15 protein-coding genes are annotated in these 21,406 nt (G+C 70.2%); 6 read left to right on the top strand and 9 right to left on the bottom strand.

The window, feature by feature from the left end; translation table 11 throughout:
- Nucleotides 1–50 precede the first annotated feature (50 nt).
- The 3 genes from L0977_RS09575 to L0977_RS09565 form a co-directional block, all read right to left on the bottom strand.
- Complete coding sequence (locus tag L0977_RS09575) at nucleotides 51–1,316, bottom strand: ATP-binding protein (protein ID WP_234264637.1); 1,266 nt, start codon at nucleotides 1,314–1,316, stop codon at nucleotides 51–53.
- Nucleotides 1,313–2,032, bottom strand: a complete 720-nt coding sequence (locus L0977_RS09570; RefSeq protein ID WP_234264712.1) for a response regulator — start codon at nucleotides 2,030–2,032, stop codon at nucleotides 1,313–1,315. Before L0977_RS09570 ends, L0977_RS09575 begins: the two co-directional genes overlap by 4 nt.
- A 136-nt stretch (nucleotides 2,033–2,168) precedes the next feature.
- Entirely contained in the window at nucleotides 2,169–3,536 is a 1,368-nt protein-coding gene (locus tag L0977_RS09565) for an AmpG family muropeptide MFS transporter (RefSeq protein WP_440589177.1), read from the bottom strand.
- A 67-nt stretch (nucleotides 3,537–3,603) separates the two neighbouring features.
- Between L0977_RS09565 and L0977_RS09560 the strand changes: the two genes are divergently transcribed.
- The 3 genes from L0977_RS09560 (at nucleotide 3,604) to L0977_RS09550 (ending at nucleotide 12,267) form a co-directional block, all read left to right on the top strand.
- Complete coding sequence (locus tag L0977_RS09560) at nucleotides 3,604–4,452, top strand: M48 family metallopeptidase (protein WP_234264635.1); 849 nt, start codon at nucleotides 3,604–3,606, stop codon at nucleotides 4,450–4,452.
- Between the two features lie 101 nt (nucleotides 4,453–4,553).
- Nucleotides 4,554–6,290 carry a hybrid sensor histidine kinase/response regulator gene (locus L0977_RS09555; RefSeq protein ID WP_234264634.1) on the top strand — a complete coding sequence of 579 codons (1,737 nt, stop codon included), beginning with the start codon at nucleotides 4,554–4,556 and terminating at the stop codon, nucleotides 6,288–6,290.
- Nucleotides 6,277–12,267 (top strand): GMC oxidoreductase, encoded by a 5,991-nt coding sequence (locus tag L0977_RS09550; protein ID WP_234264633.1) that lies wholly within the window; start codon nucleotides 6,277–6,279, stop codon nucleotides 12,265–12,267. The genes L0977_RS09555 and L0977_RS09550 overlap by 14 nt, the downstream gene beginning before the upstream one ends.
- Before the next feature lie 6 nt (nucleotides 12,268–12,273).
- Here L0977_RS09550 and L0977_RS09545 read toward each other — a convergent pair whose 3' ends face one another.
- The 3 genes from L0977_RS09545 to L0977_RS09535 all read right to left on the bottom strand — a co-directional run bounded on the left by L0977_RS09545 (nucleotide 12,274) and on the right by L0977_RS09535 (nucleotide 15,044).
- A complete protein-coding gene (locus tag L0977_RS09545) occupies nucleotides 12,274–12,966 on the bottom strand; it encodes a response regulator (protein ID WP_234264632.1) in 693 nt (230 codons plus the stop codon).
- 4 nt (nucleotides 12,967–12,970) lie between these two features.
- Nucleotides 12,971–13,609: an MBL fold metallo-hydrolase gene (locus L0977_RS09540; RefSeq protein ID WP_234264631.1), complete on the bottom strand. Its 639-nt coding sequence runs from the start codon at nucleotides 13,607–13,609 to the stop codon at nucleotides 12,971–12,973.
- A gap of 124 nt (nucleotides 13,610–13,733) precedes the next feature.
- Entirely contained in the window at nucleotides 13,734–15,044 is a 1,311-nt protein-coding gene (locus tag L0977_RS09535) for an aspartate aminotransferase family protein (RefSeq protein ID WP_234264630.1), read from the bottom strand.
- 131 nt (nucleotides 15,045–15,175) lie between these two features.
- Here L0977_RS09535 and L0977_RS09530 point away from each other — a divergent pair, with 131 nt between their 5' ends.
- A complete protein-coding gene (locus tag L0977_RS09530; protein WP_234264629.1) occupies nucleotides 15,176–16,039 on the top strand; it encodes a LysR family transcriptional regulator in 864 nt (287 codons plus the stop codon).
- 13 nt (nucleotides 16,040–16,052) lie between these two features.
- On the opposite strand, the gene L0977_RS09525 is transcribed toward L0977_RS09530, so the two are convergent.
- Nucleotides 16,053–16,847 carry an exodeoxyribonuclease III gene (locus L0977_RS09525; protein WP_234264628.1) on the bottom strand — a complete coding sequence of 265 codons (795 nt, stop codon included), beginning with the start codon at nucleotides 16,845–16,847 and terminating at the stop codon, nucleotides 16,053–16,055.
- A gap of 10 nt (nucleotides 16,848–16,857) precedes the next feature.
- On the opposite strand from L0977_RS09525, the gene pyrE reads away from it, so the two are divergent.
- Nucleotides 16,858–17,565 (top strand): orotate phosphoribosyltransferase, encoded by a 708-nt coding sequence (gene pyrE / locus L0977_RS09520; RefSeq protein ID WP_234264627.1) that lies wholly within the window; start codon nucleotides 16,858–16,860, stop codon nucleotides 17,563–17,565.
- 14 nt (nucleotides 17,566–17,579) lie between these two features.
- A complete protein-coding gene (locus L0977_RS09515; RefSeq protein WP_234264626.1) occupies nucleotides 17,580–18,260 on the top strand; it encodes a DUF4124 domain-containing protein in 681 nt (226 codons plus the stop codon).
- Between the two features lie 61 nt (nucleotides 18,261–18,321).
- Here the strand turns inward: L0977_RS09515 and gatB are convergent, their stop codons facing one another.
- Nucleotides 18,322–19,875 carry an Asp-tRNA(Asn)/Glu-tRNA(Gln) amidotransferase subunit GatB gene (gene gatB / locus L0977_RS09510; RefSeq protein ID WP_234264625.1) on the bottom strand — a complete coding sequence of 518 codons (1,554 nt, stop codon included), beginning with the start codon at nucleotides 19,873–19,875 and terminating at the stop codon, nucleotides 18,322–18,324.
- Nucleotide 19,876: 1 nt separating this feature from the next.
- Nucleotides 19,877–21,373: an Asp-tRNA(Asn)/Glu-tRNA(Gln) amidotransferase subunit GatA gene (gatA, locus tag L0977_RS09505; protein WP_234264624.1), complete on the bottom strand. Its 1,497-nt coding sequence runs from the start codon at nucleotides 21,371–21,373 to the stop codon at nucleotides 19,877–19,879.
- Between the last annotated feature and the right edge of the window lie 33 nt (nucleotides 21,374–21,406).

Below are 21,406 nucleotides of genomic sequence, written 5' to 3'. Positions count from 1 at the left end.
TTTGTGATGCATATAACGCCCCTGCGGCCGCATCACCACCGCCTCAGCGATCAGGTCAGGGGCAGGGTCACCACAAAGCGGGCACCCCCGCTGGCCGCCGCTTCGCAACGCACCGAACCCCCATGCCGCTGCGCGATCGAGCGCACCAGAGACAGACCCAGACCCACCCCACCTTCGCGCTCGCTGGCACCGGGCAAGCGGTAGAACGGCTCGAAGATCCGGCTGCGCAGCGCGGGGGGCACGCCCGGCCCGTGGTCGTCAACCGTCAGCACGGCGTGTGCCACCCCTGCGCCAGCCGGCGGCTCGACCTGAATGCCCAGGCTCACCGCCGCCTGCCCTTCGGGCAGCGGCTCGGCCGGGGTGCCGTAGCGGCGGGCGTTCTCCAGCAGGTTGCGCACCAGCCGGCGCAACAGGCGGGCATGCCCCTGCACCAGCACCGGGGTGGCACCGCTGGCGATCTCCAGGTCGGCTCCGGTCCGGGCGCACTCTTCCGCCGCCAGCCCGACCAGATCGATCTCTTCCGTGGGCCCGACCGCCGACGCGTCGTTGGCGTCGCGCATGTCCAGACGACTGGCCAGCAGGATTTCGTCGATCAGTTGGTCCAGCTCCTCGATGCTGCGCGAGATCTCGGCCCGCTGGACGGCCGTCGACGGGTCGCGCCCGAGCAGTTCCAGCCCCATGCGGATGCGCGCGAGCGGCGAGCGCAATTCGTGCGAGGCGTTGGCCAGCAAGGTCTTGTGCGAAAGCAACAGACTCTGCACCCGCTCTGCCGAGGCGTTGAAGCGCTCGGCCAGAAAGGCCACCTCGTCGTGCCCCTGGACCGGCAGGCGGGTGGACAGATCGCCATCGCCCCAGCGCTCCACCCCTTTCTGCAGGCCTTCGAGCCGTTTCGTCAGGCGCCGCACGATGGGGTAGGCCCCCAGCGCCACCGCCAGCCCGACCAGGCCGAGCGTCCAGGCAAAACCCGGGGGCGACTGCAGCCAGGCCTGTGTGCGCCGGCTCGAAGGCGGCGCACCGGCCGGGCGCGGTGGCCGGGGCAACTGCACATACAGCGTCTGCCCATCGCGCATGATGACCTGGAATTCCCAGCCTTCCCCGGGGACGCGGACCGCGCGCGCCGGCGCCTGGCCCACCACCTCACCCGCCGCGTCGCGCAGGATGATCTCGCGTTCGGCCAGCCGGCTTTCGTTCTGCTGCCGCTCCCGATCCAGCGCGAGCTGCCAGAGCCAGCCCACCACCAGCGTGAGCACCGCGACGGCCAGCACGATGGCCGCCCAGATGCGCAGGTACAGCTTCTGCCCGAGGCGGCTGTTCATTCCTGCTGCTTGGCAAACACGTAACCCACGCCACGCACCGTGAGGATGCGTTTGGGGTTCTTGCTGTCTGCCTCGATGGCGTTGCGGATGCGGCCGATGTGCACGTCGATGGACCGGTCGAAGGCTTCGAGTTCGCGCCCGCGCACGGCTTCCATGATCTGGTCGCGTGTGAGCACGCGACCGGCGCGCTCGGCCATGGCCACCAGCAGGTCGAACTGGTAGGAGGTCAGCTCGCAGGGCTGCTCGGCCACGGTGACGGTGCGGGCGTCGCGGTCGATGTCGAGCGAGCCGAAACGCAGCAGCGGTGTGGTGCGGGTGGCGGCGGTGGTGGTGCCGGCATCGCTGCGACGGCGCAGCACCGCGCGGATGCGGGCCAGCAGCTCGCGCGGTTCGAACGGTTTGGGCAGGTAGTCGTCGGCGCCGAGCTCAAGCCCGATGATGCGGTCCATCGGGTCGCCCTTGGCCGTGAGCATGAGCACCGGCACCCGCGCCTGGCCGTTGGGCAGCGCCCGGATGCGCCGGCACACTTCCAGCCCGTCGATGCCCGGCATCATCAGGTCCAGGATCACCAGCTCGGGCTGCACCAGGGCCAGCTGTTCGAGCCCGGCTTCGCCATCGGCCGCGTGGGTCACTTCAAAGCCCGACTGGCCCAGATAGGCGGTCACCATCTGTGCCAGCCGCGCATCGTCTTCGATCATCAGCAATCGCGCGTTCATGTGATCCAGTGTAGCGACGTCCATGCCGCCATGATCGATGGCCCACGTCACGCGCCCATCAAGCGTTTGTATCGTTTGTGTAAAGCCGGTGGCGGTCTGTCACCCTGGCCGGCGGGCACCGCCCACCGAGGCGTGGCTAGCGCCCTGTGGCGGTCAGGCGCGCGGCCCAGAAGATGAGCAGCAGCACCGGCAGCCCCAGCAGGGCCGTGCCGACAAAAAACGCCTGGTAACCGTAGGCATCGACGAACGCCCCGGAATACCCCGCCAGCCACTTGGGCGCCAGCAGCATCATGGAGCTGAACAGCGCGTACTGCGTGGCCGAATAGCGCACATTGGTCAGACCCGAAAGGTAGGCGATGAAGGCGGCCGAAGCCACACCGGCGCTGAGGTTGTCGGCCGACACCACGGCGATGAGCGCCGGCACGTCGTGCCCGTGGCCAGCCAGCCAGGCGAACAGCAGGTTGGTGGCGGCCGATAGCAGCGCACCCAGCAGCAGCACCCGCATCACCCCGAGGCGCAGCGAGAGCGCGCCGCCGATGAAGGCGCCGGCCAGGGTCATGATGACGCCGTAGACCTTGGTGACGGCGGCCACTTCGTCCTTGGTGTAGCCCATGTCCACATAGAACGGGTTGGCCATGATGCCCATCACCACGTCGCTGATGCGGTACACGCCGATCAGGGCCAGCACCAGCAGCGCGTGCCGGCCATAGCGGCGCAGGAAATCGGCGAACGGCTCGATCAGCGCGCCGCGCAGCCACTCGGCGGCGTTGCGCGCGGGCGGCAGTTCGATCCGTGCCGGTTCGCGCGAAAACAGCACCGTGACCACCCCCACCACCATGCTCGCGGCCATGACCAGATAGGCCGTCATCCAGGCGCCTTGCTGGTAGAGCGCACCGGGCCCGCCAGCCATCGGCAGGGTCACCGCCACTTCGGAGCGCGCAGCCAACCAGAGCACACCGGCGCCGGCCCAGATCATGGCCAGGCGGTAGCCGGTCTGGTAGGTGGCCGCCAGGGCGCCCTGGTGCGCGGTATCGGCCGACTCGATGCGGAAAGCGTCGAGCGCGATGTCCTGCGTGGCGGAGGCGAATGCCACCGCCAGGGCGCACCAGACCACCAGGGTCAGCTCGCTGCGGGGATCGGCCAGCGCCATGCCCGCCAGTGCGGCCATGATCGCCAGTTGCGACAGCAGCAGCCAGCTGCGGCGCCGGCCCAGCCAGCGGGTGAGCAACGGAATCGGCAGCCGGTCGACCAGCGGCGACCACACCCACTTGAACCCGTAGGCCAGGCCGACCCAGCTCAGGTAGCCGATGGTGGTGCGGTCCAGCCCCGCTTCCCGCAGCCGGAAGCTCAGCGTGCCCAGTACCAGCAGCAGCGGCAGACCGGCCGAAAAACCCAGCGCGAACATGCGCAGGCTGGCGGGCTCCAGGTAGACCCGCAGCGTCTCGCCCCAGGTGGGTTTTCGCGGGGCGTCGGCAGACACGGGTGTGACGGATGGCTCGGTCATGGCTTCGGACATGAGGGTTTGTCCCGGCCAGACGGCAGCGCGGCGGGGCTTTGCCTATTATTGGACCATGTGCTTGTTGTGCGACCTGAAGACACGCCCGCCCGCCAACGCCAGCCCCTGGCAGGCGCGACGGGCTTTTGTGCTGGCGGCGGCCTCGGCGGCGGCCCTGCCGGCGACCGCCCAGGTGGCGGTGGGCAAATCCTCCAGCCTGCGCAAGCTGGTGCCGGCCGAACAGATCGAGCAGGCCGGGGCGCAGCAGTTCACGGCCACCGTGCAGCAGGCCCGGCAGCAGCAGGCCCTGGTCGCCAGCGGCGACCCGCGGGTGCAGCGCCTGCACGGCATCGCCCGGCGCCTGATCCCCTTCGCCACCGCGTGGAACCCGCGCGCCGCCAACTGGCGCTGGGAAGTGGCCCTGATCGACAGCCCCCAGATCAATGCCTTCTGCCTGCCCGGCGGCAAGATCGCGTTCTATACCGGCATCCTGCAGCAGCTGAAGCTGACCGATGACGAAGCCGCCATGATCATGGGGCACGAAATGGCCCACGCCCTGCGCGAGCACGCGCGCGAGCGCCTGGCCAAGAGCAGCGCCACCAGCCTCGGGCTGCGGCTGGGCGCCGAACTGCTGGGGCTCGGCGGACTCGGCGCCATGGCGGCCGATCTCGGCTCGCAGTTGCTGACCCTGAAGTTCAGCCGCGAAGACGAAAGCGAGGCCGACCTGGTGGGCCTGGAACTGGCGGCCCGGGGCGCCTATCTGCCCCGCGCCAGCGTCAGCCTGTGGCAGAAAATGGCCCAGGCGACCCAGGGCGGTGGCCCGGCGTTCCTGTCCACCCACCCCAGCGGCCCCAACCGCATTCGCGAGCTCGAGGCCAATCTGCCCAAAGTACAAGGCCTGTACGAGACCGCGCGACGGGGCTGAAAGCCGGTGCACCACGCACCGACTCACCCAAATGGGTGATCGAAATCCGTGGCAAGCTGGGGTAATCTGGTGAGATGCCTTCGCTCGCGCCTCTAGAACCCATGCCCACCCGGGAAACCCCTTCCCGGGCATCGCTGGACCAGCTCATCCGCGCGCGAAGCCTGTCCTACGTCATCGAGCAAAGCCGCCTGGGCCTGCTCACGGTGCTGGTGATGACCTCGGCCCTGGGCTCGATCTTCGTGCCCGCAGCGGGTATCGGGCTGTTTCTGCTCTGGTGGGTACCGGTGCTGGTCGGCTTCATCGGGCGCCAGGTGTGGTTCGAGCAGTTGCGCAAACGCCCGGACACCCCCGACGAGCGCCGCGTCACGTGGGTCACCACCCTTTCGGCCTTCACGGGCTGGCTGGTCATGCTCTCGCTGCCGATATTCGGCCCCCGGATCTCGGCCCACGAATTCATTCTGCTGGTGGGGCTGATGCTGGCCTGGATCGCAGGGGCCGTCTCGGTGCTGGCCGTGCAGCCCCGGGTCTACCTCGGTTACCTGATCGCGTGTCTGAGCACCGTGGCCTTCGCGCTGTGGCAGCGTTTCGGCCCGACCGAAATCAACGTGCTGGCGCTGGCCCTGCCCCTGGGCGGCTTGATGATGTACCGCCTGGCCCATGGCATCCGGCAGTTGCTCAACGAAGCCGTGGCCGAGGGCATGCGCAGCGAAACCCTGGCGGGCCAGCTCGAACAGGCCCTGCACGAAACGCGGCAGGCGTTCGAGTTGCGCTCGCGCTTTCTCGCATCGGCCAGCCACGACCTCAAGCAGCCCGTGCACGCCCTGTCGCTGCTGGTCAACGTGTTGCGCCGGTCGGCCGACGAAACGCGCCGGCAACAGGTCATGCACGAGATCGAACACGCGAGCCGGTCGATCGATTCCATGTTCTCCGGCCTGATGGACATGGCGCGGATCGACGCCGGCAACCTCCGCGCCCACCTGACCGGGGTCGACCTGGTGCCCCTGCTCAAGACCACGCTGGCCGGCTACCCGGAACTGTGTGCCCAGAAGGGCGTGACGTTCGCCCTGCGTGTGAACGGCGCCCCCGTGGTGCGTGCCGACCCGCTGCTGCTGCAGCGGGTGCTGGGCAACCTGCTCGACAACGCCTTGAAGTTCACGACGACCGGCGGGGTCACGGTGGAGGTTGCCGAACGGGGCGACTCGGTCATCCTCAGCGTGACCGACACCGGCCCGGGCATCGAACCGGCCGAGCTCGACGCCCTGTTCAAGCCCTTTTCCCGGGGTCGGCAGGCCCAGTCGCTGGGCGTTCCCGGCCTCGGGCTGGGCCTGGCCATCGTGCGCCACATGGTGGCCCTGATGGGCATGACGCTGCAGGTGGACGCGACCCCGGGCTACGGCAGCGTCTTCGCGCTGACCCTGTCGCGCGAGCGGCGTGCGGCCGAAGTGCCGGTCGAATCCACCGTCAATGCCTCGCTGGCCGGCCTGAACGTGCTCCTGGTCGAAGACGACCAACTGGCGCGCGAAGCCACCTCGCACTGGCTGCGCGAGGCCGGCGCCTCGGTCACGGCGGTCGCCTCCGACCAGGAAGCAATGGCCGCCCCCGACCAGGCCGGCCGCCCCGACCTGCTGATTGCCGACTACAACCTGGGGGACGAGGCGCTCAACGGCGGCGACGTCGCCGTGCGGCTGCAGCAGCGTTTTCCGCAGTTGCCCTGCATCATCGTCACCGGCGAAGGATCGGCTGCGCTGACCCATGTTCAGGGCGTGGTGCTGCGCAAACCCCTGTCAGCCCCGGCGCTGGCACGGGCGGTGCAGGAACTGCTCCATGCCGGCCGCTGAGCCGGACGCCAGTTCCGACGAACCGCCGGACCCGCCGCCCCGGCACCGCCCCCCGCCCAACCCGCTCGCCCCGCTCTCGGTGCCATGGCGGGAATGGATCGAGCAACTGCCGCTGCCGGCCCCCCTGCCGGTCCCGCCATCCGTTCACCCGGTGGCGTTCGATGTGGCGGTGGTCGGCTCCGGCTACGGGGGCGCGGTGGCCGCGCTCCGGCTGGCCCGCAAAGGGTACCGGGTGCTCGTGATCGAACGCGGCAGCGAGTTCCTGCCGGGTGACTTTCCCAACCACTTTTCCCAACTCGCCAAATACCTGCGGCTGCAGATCCCCGGTCGGCCCCTGCCCCTGGGACGCGCGTCCGGGCTGTTCGAAATCTCGGTCGGACAAGGACTGGCCGCCGTCACGGCCAACGGGCTCGGGGGCGGCAGCCTGATCAATGCCGGCGTGCTCATGGAGCCGGACCCCGACGTGTTTGCCCAGACCGCGTGGCCCGCCGCCCTGCGCCCCGGCCCGCACGGCGCTGCACCGCCCAGGCCGCTCCAGGCGGCCACCCGGCTCGCACGGCGCACACTGGGCAGCACGGTCTACCGCCCCCGGGGCGCCACGCCGCCGGCCAAGACCGTGGCGCTCCAGGCCGCCGCCAAGTCACTGGGCAACAAGGGCACGACCCAACCGGTGCACCTGCACTGGCGGCCCGACCGCTGCACCCAGTGCGGCGACTGCGCCTCGGGCTGCAACGTGCCCGACGCCAAGGGCGATCTGCGCAGCACGTACCTGCGGCAGGCGGTGCAGACGGGGCGCGTGCAGATCGTGACCCAGGCCGAGGTCTACCGGTTCGCCCCCGACCCGGATGTCCCGGAAGACGGGCGCTGGCGGCTCTGGGTCTTCGCCACCGACGCCCAGCACCACAAGGCCCAGCGTGCGGAGGCCGGCCACAGCCACGACCAGCGCATCGATCCGGCATCCACCCTGCGCGTGCTCGCGGTGCCGAAACTGATCCTCAGCGCTGGCACGCTCGGCTCCACGCAGCTGATGCAGCGCTCGCAAGCCCTGGCCGGCGAGGTGCTGGCGTTTTCGCCCGCGCTGGGCACCCGCCTCTCGGGCAACGGCGACCACCTCAGCGTGCGGGTCCAGGCGCATCCCGTGCACGCCGTCGGCCGGGGTGCGGTGCCCGATGACGGCCGGCAGCCCGACACCGGTCCCACGATCACGTCGCTGCTCGATCTGCGCGATCGCACCCAGCCGCTGCCGAAGCGCATCGTGCTGCAGGAAGGCGCTGTGCCCGGGGCCCTGGCCCGCGTGTTTTCGGCGCTGCTGGCCAGCGCGGGCACGCTGCAGCAGTTGGACCGATGGGCATTTCGGTCACCCCCCGGTGACGACCCCCATGCGCGGGACCCGCTGGCCGCATCCACCCCACTGGCCCGGCACAGCCAGCTGTGGCTGACCATGGGGCACGACGGAGCGCCCGGCCGCCTGGTCTGGCTGCCAGGCACCGACAGCGCGGCCCTGGTCATGCCCGACCCGAAAGGACTGGCCACCTACCAGGAGCAACAGCGGCTGTTCGAGCGGCTGGCGCCCCCGGGACTGCACCTGCACAACCCGCTGTGGCAGTTCCTGCCGCCTGCGGCCAGCCGGGCGATGTCGGGCCAGCCACTGCCCAGCCTGGCCACCACGGTGCACCCGCTGGGTGGCTGCCCCATGGGCGACGACCCGGCGCACAGCGTGGTCGATCACCTGGGCCGGGTCTGGGTCCACCAGCCGGCGCACCCGGAGCGGACCTGGGCCCGCCCGGCTGGCGAACGCTACCCGAATGCCCCTGCCACCTACCCGGGCCTGTACGTGCTGGATGGGTCCATCGTGCCCACCTCGCTCGGCTGCAATCCGCTGCTGACCATCACCGCCCTGGCCGAACGCGCCGTGCAAGCCTGGCCCCGGCGGCCGGCGCCCGAAGCGCCGACGATCCACCGGTCGCCCCCCCGGCCCGTGCGAGCGCCCGTGCTCGACACCACCCCCTGGCCGGTCACCCTGCGCGAGCACCTGCGCGCCGACGGCCAGGGACTGCGCGGCCGATGGGCACACCTCGCAGATGCGCAGCAGGTCGAGCTGTTCGTGGGCTTTGAAAGCGACGACCTCGACGCCATGCTGGCCCACAGCCGGCACCCCTTGCGCATCCGCGAAGCGCGATGGACGCTCGACCGGACCGGCGCCGAACCGGTGATCTACCACCTGACCACCCCCTCCTCTTCGCCGGCCCCCGACGGCGCCGCCGGCCCGACGTTCGACTTCCTGCCCACCCCGGGCCGCCTCCAGCGCGGTCCGGGTCCGTGGCTCCAGACCCTGCTGGAACTGCTCGCGCTCCCGGCCGCCCTGGGTGCCATCTTCGCGCTGGCCTGGCCCGGGGTCTGGACCGGGCTGGCCATGGGCCTCGCGATCATGGCCTGGGCCGCGCTGCCGTTTCCGCGCCTGCTGCTGACCTGGTGGGAAGGCGGCGGCAAATTCGACACCCGGCAATGGCGGCCCGGCGCCCTCTCGCCGCGCCTGCGCGACCTGCCCGGCCTGGGCAAACAGTGGGTGCACGCCCGGGAAAAGCGCACCATGACCTACGACCTGGTGCTCCAGCGCGAGGGGGCTGCCCCCGACGGCGCCCCGCGCCAGATCCGGCTCCGGGCCACCAAACGCGTGACCTATCGCGCCACGGTCGGCGAAACCGCGGCCTGGCTGGCGCGGGGACTGGTGCGTGCCCTCACCGGGGACACCGGCTCGGCCCCGCCCCGCCTGCGCCCCACGTACTGGGAACGCATCATGGACGCCGACGCCGTGATCACCCCCGCGCACACCCGGTGGCCCTGGGGCCGCGCGCTGTACCGGGGCCGCCTGCGCATGGGCGCGGCACAGCTGTTCCAGCCCGGCACGGCCCAGCTCGGCCCTGTCGGCGACACCACCACCGGTGCGCTGGTGCTCTCCGGCTATGCGCTGCTGGCCCTGCGCCTGGCGCTCAAGACACACCTGTTCGACTTCCGCCTGCCCCACTATTCCCACCGGCCGCTGACCGATACTTCCCCACAGGACGAGGGCGCCACCGACCGGTCCGGCACCGCCAAGCCGGTGGCCCACACGATCCGGGTGCCCCGCGGCTTTTCGAGCGCCGACCGGGGTGACGAAGCCGCCGAACCCCTGATGCTGCGCCTGTGGCAATACCGCCCGTCCCACGGCCCGGTGACGGGACCACGAAGCACGCGCGACAGCCACGGCCGGCCGGTGGTGCGCGCCCGGGTCGTGCTGCTGCTACACGCCTTCGGCCAGTCCAGCCTGAGCTACACCTTTGCCAACGGCGAAAGCCCCCACCTGGTCGATACGCTGCTCGCCCAGGGACAGGAAGTGTGGCTGCTGGACAGCCGCATGTCCTCGCGCAGCGGGTACGCGGGCACCCCTTTCAGCGTCGACATGCTGGCCGAGCACGACGTGCCCGTCGCCGTGGCGCACGTGCTGGCCACGGTGCAGCGCGAACACGCGCACTCCCTGCCCCCCGGCCTGCCGCTGCAGATCGCCGCTTTTGCCCAGTGCATCGGGTCGGCCTCGCTGTGGATGTCGCTGCTGGACGGCCGGCTGCAGCACCCGGGTGGCGCGTCCATGCTCTACGCCTTGGTGTCCAGCCAGGTCCACCCCTTCTGCCTGGGCACCGAAACCACGCGGGCCAAGACCTGGGTGCCGTCGCTGGTCCAGCACCTGTTGCCCCACGTGCCGTTTGCCGTGCACGGCGCGCAGGACCACCCGGTCTGGCAGGTCATCGACCGCCTGTTCAGCAGCCTGCCGCAGCCGCCCGAAGAACGGGCGCTTTCGCCCGACAACGACGACGGCGTGGCCACCTGCCGGCGCATCCGCTTCATCGAAGCCCCGCTGTTCCACCACCACCAGCTCAATGCCCACACGGTGCGCGCCATGAACCGCCTGTTCGGCGACGCCAACCTGCGGCTGTTCGGTCACGCGGCCCGCTTCGTGCGCCATGGCCGGCTGGTGGACGAGGACGGCGTGTCCCGCTACGTGACCGAAGACCGCGCCCGCGCCCACCTGCACTGCCCGGTCTTCCTGCTGCACGGGCAGGACAACGAGCTGTTCGATGCCCAGGGCATCGAGCGCACGCGCGACTGGCTGCAGCAACTGGGGCTGTGGTTCGGCCCCGCGCGCTGCGAGGCGCTGCCCGGCTACGGCCACCTGGATGTGCTGATCGGCCGCCGCGCGGCCACCGACGTGTTCGCCCGCGTCACGCAATTCCTTGACGACGCCTTCATCGCCGAAACCACCGTGCCGCCGGCGCTGCCGCCCCGGCGCTGGCGCCTGGCCGCCCCGCGCACTGGCCCGATGCTGGGCTGGGTGCGGCCGGACGGCCGCGGCGGCTGGACGGTGCGGACGTCGCTGATCCTCGACGACGGCCAAGGCGAGAGCCTGGCGCCTGAAGACACCCGCTTCACCGTGCGGTACCGCGACGCGGCGGGCCGCCACCGGCGGCTGACCCTGACCGGGGAACGGATCGTCGCCGTCGACACGGCCCACCCGGCGGGGCCGGTCGGCGGACCACCCACCACCGCCTTCCGCACCGCCCGCCTCGACGTCGCGGTCACGGCGGCCGACCTGCAAACCCTCGCGCCCGGCCAGGCGCTGGTGATGCAGGTGCTCACCGGGCGGGCCACCCGGCGGCTCGCCACCACCCCCGACCTGCTCAGCGACGAACAATGGGCCGACGACGCCCGGATCGACGCCGCCCTGCAGCAACCCCACACCGCCCCAGGCGCACCGCCCGGCGAGCGGATCGCCCAGGCCGTGGCCTGCTCGGTACCGGCCGACAGCCTGGCGAGCACCGACACGCTGGCGCTGTGGGCCACCTGCTGCCGCCATCCGGGTCTGGGTCTGGATGGCGAACGCGTGGACCGCGTGCTCGCCGACGCGTTGCAGGAACCGCTGCCGGCGCTGGCCCTGCTGCTGGGCGACCAGATCTATGCCGACGCCACCGCCGGCCTGCTCGACACCACCAGCCCGGCCGAGCGCTATGTCGAGCGCCATGCCACGGCCTTTGGCCAGCCCGCCATGCGGCGCCTGCTGCGCTCCGTGCCCACCCTGATGACCCCCGACGATCACGAGTGGGTCGACAACCACCCCGCCGCTGCGCCGCTGCTCACCTCGGCCTGGCCGGATCCGCAGGCCACAGGGCCGATCGCCCGCCTGAGCGCCAGCCAAGCACGCTGGGCCCAGCAGTCGGTCCAGGCGTTCCAGAAGCTGCAGGGGCCCGACCGCCTGCTCCCGCCCTGGCGCGACCCGGACGACTGGATGACCTACACCGAAACCGGCCCGCTCGGCCCGGCCCGCTTCTTCCTGCTCGACTCGCGCCAGACCCGTTCGCGGGGCCTGCACCACCTGGCCCCGGATCTCGCCCTGCAGGCCCTGGCGCGCTGGCTCGATGCCGTCGGCCCCGCGCACCTGCCGGTGATCGTCTGCGGTTCGGTGGTCTTCCCGGGCCTGCACCCAGCGGCCGATCCGGCCAACCCCGGCCCGCCCGATTCCTGGCAGATGGCGCAGGACCAGCGCCTGGCGCTGCTGACCCTGCTGGCCCGGCGCGGCCTGCCCTTCGTCCTGCTGTCGGGCGACTACCACGTCAGCACCGCGCTGACCCTGCAACTCGACGGCCAGCCCCTGGGGGCGGCCATCGTGGCGCCGCCGCTGTACGCGCCGCTGCCCTACGCCAACTGCCGGCCCGAACACCTGCAGGTGGACGAAACCGTGTGGTGCCAGGGCATCCGGCTCGATGCCGCCGTCGCCCCCGGGGGGGAGCCCCTGAGCGGCAGCGGTCTGGCCCGGCTCACCCTCCGGCGCCTGCCTGGCGGTGGGTTCGAGGTGGACGTGCGCCGCACCCTGCAGCCGCTGGGCGAGCCTTCACCAGCCGGGCAGGCCGCCTTCGGCCTGCGCACCACCTTGCGGCTGGGCGCCTGAGCGGGTTCAGTACGCCGAGGTCTCGGGTTCGCCCAGCGCGTCGATCGACAACCCGCGGCGTGCGAGCTCGAACACCAGCTGGGTCCGCGTGCCGACCTCGAAGAGCGCCATCACGTTGGTGAGGTGGGTCTTGACGGTGCCGTCGGAAATGCCCAGCTCGCGCGCAATCATCTTGTTGGTCTTGCCCTGCACCACACGCCGCAGCACCTCGACCTGCCGGCCCGTGAGCACCAGACCGCCGACCTGGTCGGCCGCCGTCCGCGAGCGCCAGGCCGCGTCGCCGCTGCCCAGGCTGGACGCCGGCAGGTGCACCCCACCGCCCAGCACCTGCTCCAGCGCCTGCAGCAGGTGCGCGGGTGGCGCCGATTTCGACACGAAGCTGCAGGCACCCAGGTCCACACAGGCGTGCACCGTGCCCGCGTCCTCCTCGCCCGAGAGCACCACCACCGGGGTTTCCGGGGCCACCGTGCGCACGTATTCCAGAGCCTGCAGCGCCTCGAAGCCGGGCATGCGCAGGTCCAGCAGCACCAGGTCATAGGTTTGGGGCCTGGCGCCGGCCAGGCAGGCTTCCAGTTCCTGCCGCTGGCTGCAGTGGCTCAGCGTCAGGCCCGGGCGCAGGTCGAGCAGCAAAAACTCCAGCCCCTTGCGGAAGATGGGGTGGTCGTCCACCAGCAGCACGTGCATCCGGGCACCGATCATGGCCTCAGCGCTCCCCGACGTAGGGATTGAAGCGGCGTTCGTGCCCCAGCGTGCCTTCCGGCCCGTGCCCGGGAATGAACACGGTGTCATCGCCCATCGGCCAGAGCCGCTCGCGGATGCTGGCGATCAGCTGGTCGTGGTTGCCGCCCGGGAAATCGGTCCGGCCGATGCTGCCGGCAAACAGCACGTCGCCCACGAACACCCGGTGCGCCTGCGGGGCGTGGAACACCACGTGGCCCGGGGTGTGGCCGGGGCAATGGCGCACGCCGAGCGTGCAGCGCCCCACCTGCACCGTGTCGCCGTCGGCCAGCCAGCGGGTCGGCGTGAACTGGCCGGCCGGCGGAAAACCGAACATGGCGCTTTGCTGTGGCAGGGCATCGATCCAGAACTGGTCACCCGGGTGCGGGCCGATGATCGGCAGTTGCCGCCGCTCGGCCAGCGTGGCGGTGCCGCCGGCGTGATCGATGTGGGCATGGGTGAGCCAGATCGCCGTGAGCGTCACACCCAGCCGCTGCACCTCGGCCTCGATCCGCTCGGTCTCCCCACCCGGATCGATGACGGCGGCCTCCATCGTCTCGTCGCACCAGACGATGGAACAGTTCTGGGCGAAGGCCGTGACGGGAATCGTGAAGTACTGGAGCATGGGACGGCGCGGAGCTGGCGCCACCGCCAAGCGACTCCGCTTGACGAAATGTAACGGAGCTGGCCGTCAGCTTCCTGACAGCCCCCTGCCACCCCCACCGCCCCAGGCCCTGAGGCGGGCAGAATCAGCCGCCGGTGCAGCGCTCCAGCGCCTGCCCCAGGCGCTCCAGACCGAGGTCGATCTCCTCGTCGCTCACCGTCAGCGGCGGCGCGATGCGGAACACGCCGCCCATGCCGGGCAGCTGCACCACGTTCATCGACAGCCCCTGCGCCATGCAGGCGTCGGTGATGGCCGCCCCCAGCTCCGGCGCCGGCTGCAGGCTGGTGCGGTCCTTGACGATCTCCACCCCCAGCAACAGCCCTTGCCCGCGCACGTCGCCGATGCAGTCGAACCGCTCCTGCAAGGCCCGCAAGCCACACGCCAGGCGCGCCCCGGCCACCTGGGCGCGAGCCACCAGGCCGTCGCGTTGCACGATTTCCAGCACCTTCAGGCCGATGGCCGCGGGCAGCGGGTCGCTCACGTGGGTGGTGTAGAACAGGTAGCCGCGCTCGTGGGCGCGCTCCTCGATCTCGGCGGTGGTGACGACCGCGGCCAGCGGCAGGCCGGCACCCAGCGTCTTGGACAGGGTGAGGATGTCGGGCACCACGCCATCGCGCTCACAGGCAAACATGTGTCCCGTGCGCCCCACGCCGGTCTGTGCCTCGTCGAGGATCAGCAGCATGCCGCGCTCCTCGCACTTCTTTTTCAGCGCCGCCATGTAGCCCGGTGGCAGGTCGATGATGCCGCCCGAGCTGAGAATGGGCTCAGCGATGAAGGCCGCCAGGCTGCCGCAGGACTGGCGGTCCACCAGGTCGAAGCCGTAATCCAGTTCGGCCTGCCAGTCGTAGGCACCGCTGGCGTCGAAAAAGCGTGGTCGGAAGCCGAAGGGCGCATTGATCGCCAGCGACCCCACGGCCGCCGGTCCGACGCCGCGCCGGCCGGCGCTGTAGGTGGCCGAGGCCGCGCCCCCCGTCATGCCGTGCCACGACTGGGCAAAGCCCACCACCTCGAAGCGGCCCGTGACCAGCTTGGCCATGCGGATCGCCGCCTCGTTCGATTCGGCCCCGGTGGTCAGCAGCAGACTGCGCTCCAGCGCACCGGGCGCCACACCGGCCAGCGCGCGCGCCAGATCGACCACCGGCCGGGACAGCATGCCGCTGAACAGGTGGTCCAGCCGCGCCGCGTGGTCGGCCACCACCGCGCTGATTTCGGGGTGGCAGTGGCCCAGCAGGGCACTCATCTGGCCCGACGTGAAGTCCAGGATGGGCCGGCCATCGGCGTCGTAGACATAGCTGCCCTGGGCGCGCTCGATGATGACCGGCGCGAAGCGGCCGCCGTAACGGACGAGGTGCTGGCCGGCGGCCTGCCAGAAAGCGGGTTCCTGATTGCGGGACATGAGGGTCTTTCCTGAAGAAGTGAAATGCCCCGCCGGACGCGGGGCCTGACACGCACTCTAGGCAGCCTCCGGCAATCAGTAAATCGAATAGTTTTGAATCCTGACTTCAGCCAGATTGATATATTGACCGCATGGGCGCCTCCCTCGACATCGATCTTCTGCGCAGCTTCCTGGCCATCGCACAGGCCGGCACCCTCAGCGCGGCCGCCACCCGGGTCGGCCGCACGCAATCGGCGCTGAGCATGCAGATGCAGCGGCTGGAAGACGCCACCGGACAGGCCCTGCTGCACCGCACCGGGCGCGGCGTACGCCTGACCCGCCAGGGCGAGCGCCTGCTCGCGCATGCCCAGCGCATCCTCGCCAGCCACGACGAAGCCCTGGCCGACCTGACCGGCTCCGGCCTGGCAGGCACCCTGTGCTTCGGCTGCCCCGACGACTACGCGGCCGCCTTTCTGCCGCCCCTGCTGCGCGGATTTGCCGCGCAGCACCCGCTCGCGCGCATCGAGGTGCTGTGCGCGCCCTCCCCGCGCCTGCGCGAGCGCCTAGCCGACGGCACGCTCGACATGGCCCTGGTGTCGGTACCGGTCACCGGCGCCACCGCCCGCGAACCCCTGCTGCGCCGCGAGCCGCTGGTGTGGGTGGCCAGCCCCAGTGCCGAAGCGTTGCAGCAGCAGCCCCTGCCCCTGGCGCTGTCCGACCCCGACGTGCTGGACCACCAGGCTGCCTGCGAAGGCCTGGAACGCCTGGGCATCGCCTACCGCGTGGCCTATGCCAGCGGCAGCCTCACCGGCCTGGTGGCGGTGGCACGGGCCGGCACCGCGGTCGCCGTGCTCACCCGCTGCGCGGTACCGCCAGACCTGCTGGTGCTGCCCGAAGCCGGGCAACTGCCGCCGCTGCCGCAAGTCGGCATCACCATCGCCCATGCGCGCACGCGGCCAACCGCGCTGGCGCGCGCGTTCTCGACCCACATCGCCGCCGTGCTGCCGGCGCTGTGAGCGGCGCCGAGGCTCACAGCGGGTGGTCGTACCCGATGGTCAGCGGCGCGTGGTCGCTGAACTTTTCGCCCTTGTAGATGGACGCGGTGCGCGCGGTCGCGGCCAAGGCCGGCGTGGCCAGGTGGTAGTCCAGCCGCCACCCCACGTTGTTGGCGTAGGCCTGGCCCCGGTTGCTCCACCACGTGTAGCAGGTCTCGGTGGTGTCGGGATGCAGGCGGCGGTAGACGTCGACCAGGCCTCCCTCGTCCAGCAGCTTCGTCATCCAGGCCCGTTCCTCGGGCAGGAAACCGCTGTTCTTCTGGTTGCTGCGCCAGTTCTTGAGATCGGCGTTCTGGTGCGCGATGTTGACGTCGCTGCAGATGACGAATTCGCGCTGGGCCTTGAGCGCCTGCAGGTGCGGGTACATCAGATCCAGGAAACGGTACTTGGCGGCCTGCCGCTCCGGACCGGACGAACCGCTGGGAAAGTACACGCTGATGACCGAAAACTTGCGCGACGGGGTGTCGAAGCGCAGTTCGGCCCAGCGGCCCTCGGCGTCGAATTCACCCCCGCCATCAAAGCCGATGACCACGTCGCTGGGCTCGTGCCGGGTGTACACCGCCACGCCCGAATAGCCCTTCTTCTCGGCAAAGTGGAAGTGCCCCCGCAGGCCGGCCAGGGCCTCGAAGCGCCCGGCCACGTCGGGCGCCTGGGCCTTGACTTCCTGCACACAAATACAATCGGGCGAGTGCCCGGCCAGCCAGGCCTCCAGCCCTTTGGAGGTAGCGGAACGAATGCCGTTGAGATTGAGGCTGGTCAGTTTGAACAAGGACTTTCCCATGTCGGTCAATACGGATGCAGCCGCCTCGACGGATGCGCTGGCGCAGGACTTCGTGCAGTTCTGCGTGGACGCAGGCGTGCTGCGCTTCGGTGAATTCAAGACCAAGGCCGGGCGGCTGAGCCCCTATTTCTTCAATGCCGGCCTGTTCGACGACGGGGCCAAGCTCGCCCGCCTGGCGCAATTCTATGCACAGGCCCTGCTGGCCAGCGGCGTCGAATTCGACATGGTCTTCGGCCCCGCCTACAAGGGCATTCCGCTGGGCGCTGCGGTCGCCATCGAACTCGCGCGGCTGGGCAAGAACGTGCCGTTCGCCTACAACCGCAAGGAAGCCAAGGACCACGGCGAAGGTGGCACGCTGGTCGGCGCGCCGCTGAAGGGGCGCGTGCTGATCGTGGACGACGTCATGAGCGCCGGCACCGCCGCGCGCGAATCGATTGCGCTGATCCGGGCCGCCGGGGCCACGCCACATGCGGTGGCCATCGCCCTGGACCGCCAGGAGAAGGCCACCGAGGTTGGGCCCGACGGCGCGGTGCGCGATGTGGACCACAGTGCTGTGCAATATGTACAGAACCAGCTGGGCCTGCAGGTCTGCGCCATTGCGAGGCTGGCCGATTTGCTGCAGTATCTGCAAGACCATACGGGTGAGGGACTGGCCGGGCATCTGGAGCGCGTGCAAGCCTACCGCCAACGTTATGGCGTGACCTGAATACCAAACCGCCCATGCCCTGTTCCCTGCCCTCACGCTGCCGCCCCAACGCCTTCGCAGGTGCTCTGGCCTTGACGATGGGGCTGGCCATGGCGCCGGGCGTCTGGGCCCAGAGCCCCGCACCGGCCAAGAGCAGCATCTACACCTGCATCGACGCCCAGGGGCGCCGGCTCACTTCGGACCGGCCGATCCGCGAATGCATCGACCGCGAGCAGCGCGAACTCAGCAGCAGTGGCACCACCAAGCGGGTGCTGCCACCGTCCTACACGGCCGAGGAGCGCGCGCGCCTCGACGCCGAAAAGCGCGAGGCCGAGCAGCAGCAGGCCCGGCTGGACGAGGAGCGCCGGCGCGACCGCGTCCTGATCATGCGCTACCCGAACCGCGACGCGCACGACAAGGCCCGTGCGGACGCACTGGCCCAGGTGGATGAAGTGATCGACACCGTCAACAAACGCCTGGGTGAACTGGACAAGGAACGCCAGGCCATCCACACCGAGCTGGAGTTCTACAAGGGCGACCCCAGCCAGGCACCGGCCTGGCTGCGCCGCAAGATCGCCGACCAGGAGCAGCAGGTCGGGCAGCAGCGCCGCTTCCTGGACGAACGGCAGCAGGAAAAGCAGCGCATCAACCAGCGCTTCGACGAAGAGCTGGGGCGCCTGCGCGCGCTCTGGTCCAGCCCCGCCGCCCGGAACTGACCGGCGCACCGGCGCCGCACCCGCGGCCTGGGGCCAGCCAACGGGCCGGCCACAACACCGCTCACCCCTGCAGCTTGCTGCGCAGCACGTCGTTGACCTGCTGCGGATTGGCCTTGCCTTTGCTGGCCTTCATGACCATGCCGACCAGGGCGTTGAAGGCCTTGTCCTTGCCAGCCTTGAACTGCTCGACCATGGGCGCGTTGGCGGCCAGCACCTCGTCGATGATGGCTTCGAGCGCGCCGCTGTCGTTCATCTGCTTGAGGCCCTTGGCTTCGATGACGGCATCAACGATGCGCAGCGACTCAGTGACTGCGTTGAGCACCTGAGCCCATTCACGAATCGATGCGAACCCGTCGGGCCACCCTGGGATGCGGTATTCGCCAGACTCCGTCCAGAGCACATCCATCACCTGCTTCGCGGCATTGTTGGATAACGAACCATCATCTATGCGCCTGAGCAATGCAGCCAACTGCGGCGCACTGACTGGCGCTTGTGATATCTCTTTGCCTTCGTTGTTCAACCGGCGCGAAATCTCGCCCATGATCCAGTTGCTGGCCATCTTGGCCTGGCCGCTGGCCTTGGCCGCCGTCTCGAAGTAGGCCGCCATCGCCGGGCTCTGCGTGAGCGTGGTGGCGTCGTACTCGGGCAGGCCGTAGTCGGCCACCAGGCGCTCGGCCATCTGGCGCGGCAACTCGGGCATCGCGGCCTTGACCTCGTCGACCCAGCTGCGCGCGATCACCAGCGGTGGCAGGTCAGGGTCGGGGAAGTAGCGGTAGTCGGCCGCGTCTTCCTTGGTGCGCATCGCGCGCGTCTCGCCCGTGTCGGGGTCGAACAGCACCGTGGCCTGCTGAATCTCGAAACCGTCTTCGATCTGCTCGATCTGCCAGCGCACCTCGAAGTCGATGGCCTGCTGCATGAACTTGAACGAATTCAGGTTCTTGATCTCGCGGCGCGTGCCCAGCGGCGCACCCGGCTTGCGCACCGAGACGTTGGCGTCGCAGCGGAACGAGCCTTCCTGCATGTTGCCGTCGCAGACGCCGATCCAGGTCACGATCTTGTGCAGCTCCTTGGCGTAGGCCACGGCCTCGGCGCTGGAGCGGATGTCCGGCTCGGTCACGATCTCCAGCAGCGGCGTGCCGGCGCGGTTGAGGTCGATACCCGACTGGCCGATGAAGTCCTCGTGCAGGCTCTTGCCCGCGTCTTCTTCCAGGTGGGCGCGCACCAGGCGCACGGTCTTCTTCTGATCGCCGAGGAAGAAGCTCACCTCGCCGCCCTGCACCACCGGGATCTCGAACTGGCTGATCTGGTAGCCCTTGGGCAGGTCGGGGTAGAAGTAGTTCTTGCGCGCGAACACGCTTTGCTCGGCGATGTGCGAGCCCAGCGCCAGACCCAGACGGATGGCATGCGCCACCGCTTCGCGGTTCATCACCGGCAGCGTGCCCGGCAACGCCAGGTCCACCGCGCAAGCTTGCGTGTTGGGCTCGGCGCCGAAGGCCGTGGGCGCGCGGCTGAAGATCTTGCTTTGCGTGGCGAGCTGGGCGTGGGTCTCGAAGCCGATCACGACCTCATAGCCTTGCACCAGCAGCGACGCTTCTTTCTTGGTTTTCTGGTTCATCTCAATAACCCTCTGGCGTCTTCAGGTGCCAATCCGTCGCCCGCTGGAACGCATCGGCTGCCTGCAGCAGCGCGGCTTCCTGGAAGTAGTTGCCGATCAGTTGCAGACCCACGGGCAAACCGCCCGCGCCGAAGCCCGCCGGCACGCTCATGCCGGGCAGGCCGGCCAGCGAGGCCGGCAGCGTGAAGATGTCGGCCAGGTAGTTGGCCACCGGGTCGTCGGCCTTGTCGCCAAGCTTCCACGCGGTGGTGGGTGCGGCCGGGCCGGCGATCACATCGCACTGGGCAAAGGCGCTCTGGAAGTCCTGCGCGATCAGGCGGCGGAGCTGCTGCGCCTTGAGGTAGTAGGCGTCGTAGTAGCCGTGGCTCAGCACGTAGGTGCCGATCATGATGCGCCGCTGGACCTCGGGGCCGAAGCCCTCGCTGCGCGACTTTTTGTACATGTCGATCAGGTCGTCGTACTGCGCGGCACGGTGGCCGAACTTCACGCCGTCGAAACGGCTCAGGTTGGACGAGGCTTCGGCCGGCGCGATGATGTAGTAGACCGGGATGGACAACTGGGTGCGCGGCAGCGAGATGTCGACCAGCGTGGCACCGAGCTTCTCGTACTCGCTCAAAGCGGCGCGCACGGCGGCGACCACGTCGGGCGCGCAGCCTTCGCCAAAGAACTCCTTGGGCAGGCCGATGCGCAGGCCCTTGAGCGGCTGCGCGGCGGTCGCGCCTTCGCGCGGTGCACCCAGCAGCCGCGTGTAGTCCTCGGCCGGGTGGTCCAGGCTGGTGGAGTCGCGGTCGATGTCGGGGCCGGCCATGGCGCTGAGCAGCGTGGCACAGTCGGCGGCGCTGCGTGCCATCGGACCGGCCTGGTCGAGACTGGACGCGAAGGCAATCATGCCGTAGCGCGAGCAGCGCCCGTAGGTGGGCTTGATGCCGGTGACGTTGCAGAAGCTGGCGGGCTGGCGGATCGAGCCGCCCGTGTCGGTGCCGGTGACAGCCGGTGCCAGGCGCGCGGCCACGGCCACGGCCGAGCCGCCCGAAGAGCCCCCGGGCACGCGGTCGGTGTCCCAGGGGTTGCGGGCCGGGCCATAGGCCGAGTTCTGGTTGCTGCCGCCCATGGCGAACTCGTCGCAGTTGAGCTTGCCCAGGGTGACAGCGCCGGCCTTGGCCAGATTGGCGACCACGGTGGCGTCGAACGGGCTCTGGTAGCCCTCCAGCATCTTGGAACCGGCGGTGCTGGGGAAGCCCTGGGTGACGAAGATGTCCTTGTGCGCCAGCGGCACGCCCAGCAGCGGGCCGCGCTCGCCGGCGGCAATGCGGGCGTCGGCAGCGCGGGCCTGCGCCAGGGTGGCGTCTTCGTTGAACGACAGGTAAGCGCCCAGGTCGGCATGCTGTTGGGCGCGCGCCAGCAGGGCCTGCGCGGCCTCGACGGACGACGTGGTCTTGTCGGCGATGGCGGCGGCCAGTTCGGCCACGCCCATTTCGTGAATCTGTGCTGCGCTCATTGGACAACCCCCACGCTGGTCACTTCGTGTACT

It is taken from the genome of Hydrogenophaga sp. NFH-34 (genome assembly GCF_021401345.1).
In the GTDB taxonomy this organism is placed as follows: domain Bacteria; phylum Pseudomonadota; class Gammaproteobacteria; order Burkholderiales; family Burkholderiaceae_C; genus Hydrogenophaga; species Hydrogenophaga electricum.
The sequence above is the reverse complement of the archived record's forward strand: the minus strand, read 5'-3'. Positions and strand labels throughout refer to the sequence as shown.

Bases quoted from the DNA above. Each gene is read 5' to 3' on its own strand.
- L0977_RS09575 (WP_234264637.1), bottom strand. From the start codon at position 1,316: ATGAACAGCCGCCTCGGGCAGAAGCTGTACCTGCGCATCTGGGCGGCC.
- L0977_RS09570 (WP_234264712.1), bottom strand. From the start codon at position 2,032: ATGAACGCGCGATTGCTGATGATCGAAGACGATGCGCGGCTGGCACAG.
- L0977_RS09565 (WP_440589177.1), bottom strand. From the start codon at position 3,536: ATGACCGAGCCATCCGTCACACCCGTGTCTGCCGACGCCCCGCGAAAA.
- L0977_RS09560 (WP_234264635.1), top strand. From the start codon at position 3,604: ATGTGCTTGTTGTGCGACCTGAAGACACGCCCGCCCGCCAACGCCAGC.
- L0977_RS09555 (WP_234264634.1), top strand. From the start codon at position 4,554: ATGCCCACCCGGGAAACCCCTTCCCGGGCATCGCTGGACCAGCTCATC.
- L0977_RS09550 (WP_234264633.1), top strand. From the start codon at position 6,277: ATGCCGGCCGCTGAGCCGGACGCCAGTTCCGACGAACCGCCGGACCCG.
- L0977_RS09545 (WP_234264632.1), bottom strand. From the start codon at position 12,966: ATGATCGGTGCCCGGATGCACGTGCTGCTGGTGGACGACCACCCCATC.
- L0977_RS09540 (WP_234264631.1), bottom strand. From the start codon at position 13,609: ATGCTCCAGTACTTCACGATTCCCGTCACGGCCTTCGCCCAGAACTGT.
- L0977_RS09535 (WP_234264630.1), bottom strand. From the start codon at position 15,044: ATGTCCCGCAATCAGGAACCCGCTTTCTGGCAGGCCGCCGGCCAGCAC.
- L0977_RS09530 (WP_234264629.1), top strand. From the start codon at position 15,176: ATGGGCGCCTCCCTCGACATCGATCTTCTGCGCAGCTTCCTGGCCATC.
- pyrE (WP_234264627.1), top strand. From the start codon at position 16,858: ATGTCGGTCAATACGGATGCAGCCGCCTCGACGGATGCGCTGGCGCAG.
- L0977_RS09515 (WP_234264626.1), top strand. From the start codon at position 17,580: ATGCCCTGTTCCCTGCCCTCACGCTGCCGCCCCAACGCCTTCGCAGGT.
- gatB (WP_234264625.1), bottom strand. From the start codon at position 19,875: ATGAACCAGAAAACCAAGAAAGAAGCGTCGCTGCTGGTGCAAGGCTAT.
- gatA (WP_234264624.1), bottom strand. From the start codon at position 21,373: ATGAGCGCAGCACAGATTCACGAAATGGGCGTGGCCGAACTGGCCGCC.